6 protein-coding genes and 2 pseudogenes are annotated in these 8,266 nt (G+C 43.0%); 5 read left to right on the forward strand and 3 right to left on the reverse strand.

Annotated features, from left to right (window positions below; translation table 11 throughout):
- Positions 1-32: 32 nt before the first annotated feature.
- Positions 33-581 (forward strand): annotated as a pseudogene (locus H6G08_RS21555) (alkaline phosphatase D family protein); the annotation flags it as partial.
- A gap of 559 nt (positions 582-1,140) precedes the next feature.
- Here H6G08_RS21555 and H6G08_RS21560 read toward each other — a convergent pair.
- Complete coding sequence (locus H6G08_RS21560) at positions 1,141-1,440, reverse strand: reverse transcriptase domain-containing protein (RefSeq protein WP_190546601.1); 300 nt, start codon at positions 1,438-1,440, stop codon at positions 1,141-1,143.
- A 372-nt stretch (positions 1,441-1,812) separates the two neighbouring features.
- Between H6G08_RS21560 and H6G08_RS21565 the strand changes: the two genes are divergently transcribed.
- A complete protein-coding gene (locus H6G08_RS21565) occupies positions 1,813-2,787 on the forward strand; it encodes a DNA/RNA non-specific endonuclease (RefSeq protein ID WP_190546603.1) in 975 nt (324 codons plus the stop codon).
- A 69-nt stretch (positions 2,788-2,856) separates the two neighbouring features.
- Positions 2,857-4,050: a trypsin-like serine peptidase gene (locus tag H6G08_RS21570; protein ID WP_190546605.1), complete on the forward strand. Its 1,194-nt coding sequence runs from the start codon at positions 2,857-2,859 to the stop codon at positions 4,048-4,050.
- Between the two features lie 60 nt (positions 4,051-4,110).
- Here the strand turns inward: H6G08_RS21570 and H6G08_RS21575 are convergent.
- Together H6G08_RS21575 and H6G08_RS37635 are read right to left on the reverse strand one after the other, a co-directional pair.
- Positions 4,111-5,279 (reverse strand): annotated as a pseudogene (locus tag H6G08_RS21575) (IS4 family transposase).
- 103 nt (positions 5,280-5,382) lie between these two features.
- Entirely contained in the window at positions 5,383-6,699 is a 1,317-nt protein-coding gene (locus H6G08_RS37635; protein ID WP_242046226.1) for a hypothetical protein, read from the reverse strand.
- Positions 6,700-7,377: 678 nt separating this feature from the next.
- Between H6G08_RS37635 and H6G08_RS21585 the strand changes: the two genes are divergently transcribed.
- Both H6G08_RS21585 and H6G08_RS21590 read left to right on the forward strand, forming a co-directional pair.
- On the forward strand, positions 7,378-7,926 hold the full coding sequence (locus H6G08_RS21585) for a Uma2 family endonuclease (RefSeq protein ID WP_190546607.1): 549 nt from the start codon (positions 7,378-7,380) through the stop codon (positions 7,924-7,926).
- Between the two features lie 155 nt (positions 7,927-8,081).
- Positions 8,082-8,266 (forward strand): helix-turn-helix domain-containing protein (locus H6G08_RS21590; RefSeq protein WP_190545594.1); only part of this gene is annotated, 185 nt, incomplete at its 3' end.

Here is an 8,266-nt window from a genome sequence, read left to right on the forward strand (position 1 = left end):
TTTTGAGAAGGTTTTATATCAACTCTGCCAAAAGCTTAAAATCCGAACTACAGGAATATCAAAGGCATGATGCGTTACTGAAAACTTGGAATGTGATTACTCAACAAACTATACTAGCTGAATATGATTTTGATCCTCGCCCAGATATAGGATTATTCAACGTGGATCAGTGGGATGGTTACGTAGCAGTGCGGAATCGGCTGTTGAACTTTTTGCAACAACGCCAACCTTCCAACCCAGTGGTGATTACTGGAGATATCCACTCTAGTTGGGTACACGACCTCAAAGCCGACTTCAATAACCCAGCTTCCATTACAGTTGGTACAGAGTTTGTCGGTACTTCCATTTCCTCGGACTTTCCCACCCAATTTATCGCCCCAGTTCAAGCCGCCTTAATAGACAATCCTCACACCAAATTCTTTGATGGTGCTTTTCGCGGTTATGTCCGTTGTCAACTCACCCCAGAACGCTGGCAAAGCGATTATCGTGTTGTATCAACTATTACTAGTCCTAATGCCTCCATTAGTACTTTAGCTTCCTTTATAGTGCAAAACGGACAACCAGGCGCGCAACGGGCATAAATGTCCACATATCGGTTAACAAATTATTTGTCGCTTTAACAAATTAATGTCGTCCTATCAGAAACTGCCAAACTCAAATCACCTCAAGAAGTTGTAATTTTTTGAGCATTCCTCACATAGCGCGAATTAGCGAGTACATTAATCATTGAAAACCATACATCTTATTATTTTCTCTTTCAATCACATCAATCTGTTAAACCAACATATAATCTGTTAATCGACAACTAGTGGGTTATTTGGCACGCTTATAGCCATTTTTATAAAATAATTTTAGGGGTTCTAATGTGTCGAGTGGTACAAGCACCAGAACCGCCTAATCGATGTTGGTGCGATCGCCAACGAGTACGTTGACGACGAGCAGATCGTTTACCTCCATCTAACTAGTATCAATTTGACTAATCTACTGAACTTTCAGTTTAGCGATCGCCTGGCCTTGGTGTGGCGCATTCTCACTTGTTTTTGTTCGACTTCAGAAAATCGCGTTGCTCCCCCAATTGCTGTGGTGAGATACGCCAACGATTTTGTAGTGTTTTGTGAAACCAAAGAATTTGCACTAAATTCAGTTTCTATCCTGAATAAATGGATGAAGCATAGAGGGCGCAATTGGGCTTATCAGCTTGTCGTTGTGATAAGTTACACCTAACGCTTGTTCGATTCCATGCAAAGCGATGTTAGCCAAGACGGGGCTGATTATTCCACCTTGCGGTACTCCAGCATCGGTTTCGTAAAAAGTCCCTTTGTCCATGTACCCTGCTTTTAGCCATTTGTGTATCAATTTTCGCGCTGGAAAACTGCCTATGGCGTTCATGAGCGGTATATGAGCAATTTCATCAAAACAGCTTTTGATATCGGCATCCACTACCCATTTTTTTCATATTTTTCTGAAAAAAGTAATTATTTTAACCTTTACTTATTATCTACTTAACCCAGAGATAAATTGGTTTGATATTAGTATGTATTCATTAGCTTTTGCTGGCTATTTCTAATAGTGAATTAATCTTAATAGTATTGTTAATAACTATGTAATTCTTTTCAATTACTCTAGCAAAGGAAACATAGAAATCTTGGAATTGTGAAGAAGGAAAGACTAATCAGTAAATTAGTAATCTGTTTGAGGGTTAAGGGGTTAATATGTGAAGACGCTAGGGTTATTTCAAAATTTTATTGGTGATGCCGAAACGCCTCAAATAGAGGTGATGGAAATTTTTATATAAAAAAAAGGAGTTATTTTATGGATTCGCGCGAAGTGACGTTAACGGTTCCTGTGAGCATCACAGTCCGTATCGGGAACAGCCCGGAAATCTCCATACCTTCGGAAAGTTTTACATCTGAATTGGCGCAAGAGTCCGCTCGTCCCCGTTCGTACTACCGGGGGTACAAGGGCTACGACCCCGATTTTTTGGGTATTGCTGTTCCCTTGCCAAGGTTAACTGACGAGCAGCGGCGGAACGCCGCCAAGAACAGCGATGCTGTTCAGGGTGAAGATCCGACTGTCCTGCCTTATAACCACTTCAGCATCGTTATGAATCGTCGCCGTCAGCTTGCCTACTATACCGTTGTCAATATTGACGGTAGCCAGAGTACCGACCTGTCACGTGGGGGGGATCGCTGGTATTTCGATTCCCGGATTGCGGAATCGGAGCAAATCGGTGAGGCACTTTATCGCCGCAACGCTTTGGATAGAGGCCATCTAGTTCGCCGCCTCGATCCGGTCTGGGGTTCTCTGGCTAGTCGCGCCAACGATGATACCTTTCACTTCACAAACTGCTCTCCTCAGCATGAAAGATTTAACCAAGGGCAAGACCTGTGGCAAGGACTGGAAAACTACATCCTGAACAACGCTGATGCGCGCAACCGGAAGGTCACGGTGTTTACTGGCCCGGTGATGGATGACCAAGATCCCATCTACAAGGGTGTTCGTCTTCCGCTCGCATTCTGGAAGATCATCGCCTACGTGAAAGCGGACGGCACACTGGCAACAGCGGCGTATGTGCTAGAGCAAGGCAAGTTAATTCAGGATATGCTGCGCTTTGAAGCTGCTTTCGATTCTGGTACTTATCGGGTCGCACTAGACCACCTTAAGGAACGTACTAATCTTGACTTCGACTATTTGAAAGCGCATGAGCTGCCGCTCTCCTCAGATGGACTCGAAGCAGGCCGGGATCGTATCCGCCTTCAGGAAAACTACAAAAACCTAAGCCTGTAGCTATTTTATCTGAATCGTAAACCTTAGCACGGCCTCATCCTGTTTTGTCGCACGCAAGAAGGAAAAAGTATGACGGAACTTCCCCGCCAGGTTCAGCAAGAAATAACCCAGCGTTTGACAGCATCAGAAAAGGAGCGAGAAAAGACTCGCCAGTATCTTCAGCAGGGCGAGCTTTTGAAAGCAGACAGCCCAGAGCGTATTGAGAAGCGAAAGATGCGGTTGCTGGCGAACCAGCGCCTGACTATGATTCTAAGCAAGGAGAATCGTGAGGCCCTAGCCAGCAGTCTGGTTGGCGAAGCCCCAAAAGAAGCCCAACGTGCCTTGGAACGTCAGATCGGCGGCAATGACACCCAGCCCTGCTGGTTTCTCACGCGGGGGACAGAGCTTCGCCGAACGGTCGGGCGCATTCACATCCGTGACGCAAGTCGGCGCATTGGATGGGGAACTGGGTTTTTGGTTGCCCCAAACCTCATGGTGACTAACCAGCATGTCCTAGATTCGCTGGAGACAGCGCGGTTCAGTCGGGTAGAGTTTGACTATGAAGAGACTTTTGAAGGAGAAGTTCTGCTCTCCGCCATTTTTGACCTCGCCCCAGAAATCTTTTTCGTCTCTCATCCGGCCCTGGGAGGTATGGACTACGCCTTAGTTGCCGTTACCGACCGCGCCCGTGCCGACAGCCGAAGACCGGACACGAACCTCGCCGAGTTTGGTTACAACGTTCTTGTTCGAGAAGAGGGCAAATTGGCCAAGGGCGAGATGATCCACTCCATTCATCACCCAGAGGGACAGCCACGTCAGGTGAGCCTGCGCGAGAATCGGCTAACGGCGCTGCAAGACCTGTGGCTGCACTATGAGACGGACACTGAACAGGGTTCCTCTGGTGCGCCGCTTTACAATAACCAGTGGGAGATTGTGGGAATTCATCACGGCGGAGTCGAGAAGCGCGATAGCGAGGGGAACATTCTGGCAATTGGTGGAGGTCACTGGACACCACAGATGGGAGAGCGCCAGAAATGGTGGTACGCCAACGAAGGACTACGTATCAGTCGCTTTGTCGCTGATGTCGAGGCACAGGTAAGAGCTGCTTTGGACTCGAATGCACCTCCGGTTGCTGATCGTGTCGTCACTGAAACGGGACACGCGCTCTTCGAGGCAATGCTCTTACCTTCACAAGATCGCGCTGTCCCAACTCCATCCCCAGTTGTGCAGGGCGATGGTTCCTTTTTCCCTCAATCCTCACCCGGACGCTTTAACCCGGAATAACTCACTTCTCTGCATTCACATCATACCTAAGGTGTAAATCTGACGGGGGGACAAAAAAGGCTAGGATGCAGATAAAATAAGCTCCATAGCCCTGACACCTCGTTGATAATACTTGCGTTTATTGCGACTTAATTTCATTAAATCCGTGACTAAATCTTGACATTGGTCTATAAAATTTACCCAAGTTTGACCATATAAGCCAATATAAAAACTGCTATGTCGCCTGACTGTACGCCCATATTCTTTAACACGACCAACATACTTTTGGACACCTTTATGTTTAATTTGTTGTCCAGAAATGGTTGCAGAAGTGTAGGCGAGAGCGCTTCGCGCACGCTTCGCGAACGCTATCAATAAAATTAGCGATATTAATCGCTTATCTGAGACATTAGTATCCTCCAAATTATAGCCACCTTTCTTAAAATCACGAAACATTTCTTCAAGTTCGAACCTTCTTTTATAGGCAGCGATCGCTAATTCTAAATTAGACAGATTTGTTAAAATAAACCATCCTTCTTCTGGAGCTACTCCCAAGATTTTACGTTTCCATTTACAAGCTAAATTAAAACCTCGCACCCTCTGATTTTTTGTAACTTTAACTCCTTTGAGAAAAAAGGAAATACCAGGGTAAAGTCCTAAATTATCTAGCGCCAACCAAATATCTGATTCTCTTTCAATAAAATGATTCTTTTTTAGACGTAAACAAAAATATACTTTCTGTTCACCGAGCCAGTAAGCTCATGGTTGACTGAACAAAATTCTCGGTCTCCTAATACACATACATTATAATTACTAACTATTGGGAAGACTTGGGATAAAATTCTTTTTTGTTCTTCCAAATTGCTACTACCAAGTTTTGATAATAATTCAAAATATACTGGAAAGCTTCTTTTGTCCCAAATTATACTTACCATGAACAGATTTATACAGCCTCAATTTGTGCGGTCAATTGCTAGATAAATTGTTTTTTGGTCATCAAAATATATTGATAACCATTTGATAACTATAGGAAACCAAATTTTTTTGATGTCGAGATTTGGTAATGACAAAAATCTTTGGACTTTCTTTCTCCTACTTTCAAATTCAATCGGAATTGGTAAAGCATTGGCCACAGCTTCTAAACTTACTTTTTTAATCGATTGCAGCACGGCAATCAAAATTTGTAACAAGAGATATTCGGCAGTACTTAGTTGACTTTTGAGATGTGTTTGGTAAAATTTAGGTAACATTATCAATAGATAAGTCTTATTGACAAAAGCAGACCTATCTTTTTTTACCATAAATTGCTGTATTCTCTATGTCGTAAGCTTTCTAGCTTATTTCGTCGCCCCGTCAGGAATCAGAATTAGGGCTAACTAATTCTATTTCCGCTTCTTTTTTTTGAGGATTCGTAGACTTTGATTCTCCAGTTGCCAAAAGTTGCTCTGCGATTTGCTTTCGCAAGTCTATAACTTCTTCTAAATGATTAATATCAACTTGAGGCGATAGCGAAGCGCTGCCGCCTACGGCAGATCGCGCTATCAATCGTGGATAAACTTGCTCATCCCAAAGCTTCTCGCTTTTGGACATCCGATGCATATCTAATTTAGGGATGGGAATAGTTAGAGCATAAGGGATTGAACCTTCGCTTCTTGATGTATAACCAGGGTTAGTGATGGCACACTTGCCAATTGGAAAGCGCATAATTTCATCTGCGGTGAGGATAGGCATTGCTTGGAGATTATCTGTCCAAGTAACGGTTCGTCCTTCCTTAGAATCGCTGATGGATTTATTTTTGATGATAAATTCCTTTTGACCGTTCGGTTCCATCACTACTACTTTAAAAGCGCTGCCGTAGGGTAATCTTCCAGTCGGTTCTTTGCCTGCATTTACCGATTTTAAGCAACCCCAACCACCTGCTACTTGCTGATATTTACCGCTAATCCAAGAGCGTCCTTCAAATTCTCCTCTAATAGTCCGTCCTGAATCTTCCAAGTCGTCTAGTTCAATATAAGGGCATTTTTGCCCAGAACAAGGGACAGAAAAACCAGCTACATCCGAACCTGACACCGTTCGCTGACGGCGTTTTTCATCTGTACCCCAAATAAAATCAATTCGAGCTATCGCATTACCAACTTCTGCTATAGGCACAGGAAAGTAAGCTAAAGGTACAGCATTTAATCTCGGGATATCTTTTATTAAGGCGTTTTGCCAAAGAGTGAAATTTGATAGCTGTACTGTATCGAGATTAGGAATATCAGAAATTTTGTAGGATGATAAGTTAATTTGGTTGAGTTTGAGACTTCCTAATGTTGGGTTTTGGAATAAAAGTGTAGCAAGTGAACTGTTAATATTGATTTGAGGATATGTTGCTTTTAATAGTGCTGCGACGGGTTTGATTGTTGCTGTATTAGTTGCTGACAGATTAGGTACAATTTGTGCTAAATGCTGGAGAGTCTGTTGTCCTACTAATGGAAAGCTATCAAAGGTAACGGTATTTTCATCTGGATAATTAATGATATTGGCGATGTTACTCAGGCTGAATAATTGAGGTTTTAGAACTGTCTCGATATCGCCTAATGTTAAATATTTATCTGGTGTATCTCCAGCATTCCATATGCGATAAAATCCGTCAATTTTGATTAAACCACTTTCTTGTATTGGTGGCATTTTAGTAAATTAAATTCTCTGACAGTCAGGTATTAATATTTGCTTACCCGTGGAAATTGATATTGCGCAAGCAGGTAGATTTTGTTGATGTTGTGCAGAAGTTAGGGTGGGAAAGAGGCTAGTCAAAATCGTCAACAATAACAAACTTAGAAATCGAAAAATTTTCATGCATCTGTTCTGAGATTTATTAATAAGAATTCAGAATTCAGGAGCCAGAATTTAGGATGAATTCTGTACGAATGATGGATGAATATTGGTTTAAAACCTTGTCCCAGGTGACGAGACAGAGGTGGAAAATTTCGTTAAAACACCATCTCTATATGGGTAGTGTATTCTGACGCCTGACTCCTGACTCCTGATTCCTTTTTATTTATTGAACTATTTTTGATGATTGCAATATAGAATTGTACTTTTCTCAGGACGTAAATACTTCTATTTAAATGGTAATATTTGGGATATATTCATATCTCATCTCGACTTTATCCATTTTGATAATAGGAGGAGGCAAGATGAAGAAAGATAAATATGGGAAAAGAGAAAATAGCAGAAATCCAATATAGAAACTGCAATCCGTTAGTGCGATCGCCGATGAGAGTCACTGCTACACCATCCCAAACCTCACAATGTCCTGCCAATCCTCAGTAAAATGAAAATAGCCTTGCTCACTGCAAAATTACCATGACCAGAACACTCACCCACTGGACAATTGAAGACTATCATCGGATGATTGCAAGCGGGTTGCTGGCTGGGCGACAGGTGGAATTGATTGATGGACAGATTGTTGATATGGCTCCAGAACTTCCCATTCATCGAGCAACCTATCGGCGAGGAGTAAAGTATCTGGAAGCATTGCTGGGCGAGCACGCCGTCATCTTTTCGGCAGCACCGATTACATTGCCCAAACATGGTGAACCCCAACCCGATATTTGCGTTGCTATTCCTCCAGAATCTCGCTACGATCAACGCCATCCTGAACCAGAGGACATTTATTGGCTGATTGAGGTATCAAATTCTACACTGGCTTACGATTTAGACGAGAAAGCCAAGCTCTACGCCAAAAGCGGGATTCAAGATTACTGGGTATTAGATATTGTAAATACTCAGTTGTGGGTGCATCGAAATCCACATGATGGAGACTATAAATCTGTTGTGCGCGTTTCGACAGGTACGCTAACTCCACTGGCATTGCCTGGTATAGCGATCGAGGTTGCTCGTTTGTTGGGCTAGTGGTTTAGATTACAAGGGTTTGGGAATTTGGATCTGTTGCTGAATTGCCTATGCGGCGGGGTAGTTCATCTAACCTTGCTATCCTTCTTACAGCAATTTTCAAGTAATTAAACCACAGACTCAGGTAGACTGAAAAGACAGCATGGTTTAAATAGATGCCAGTATCGTACTCAAAGGATTTGCGTGAGCGTGTGATTATGGCGTATGTTGCAAAAGAAGGATCTCAACGTCAGTTGGCGCAAAGATTTAAGGTCAGCTTGTCATTTGTGCGAAACCTACTGCGTCAGTATCGAGCAAATGGCGAAATCGAGGCGAAACGACGTGGAGGATACCAAAAGCC

Origin of the sequence: Calothrix anomala FACHB-343 (assembly GCF_014696435.1) — a bacterium.
Taxonomy (GTDB): Bacteria; Cyanobacteriota; Cyanobacteriia; order Cyanobacteriales; family Nostocaceae; genus Aulosira; species Aulosira anomala_A.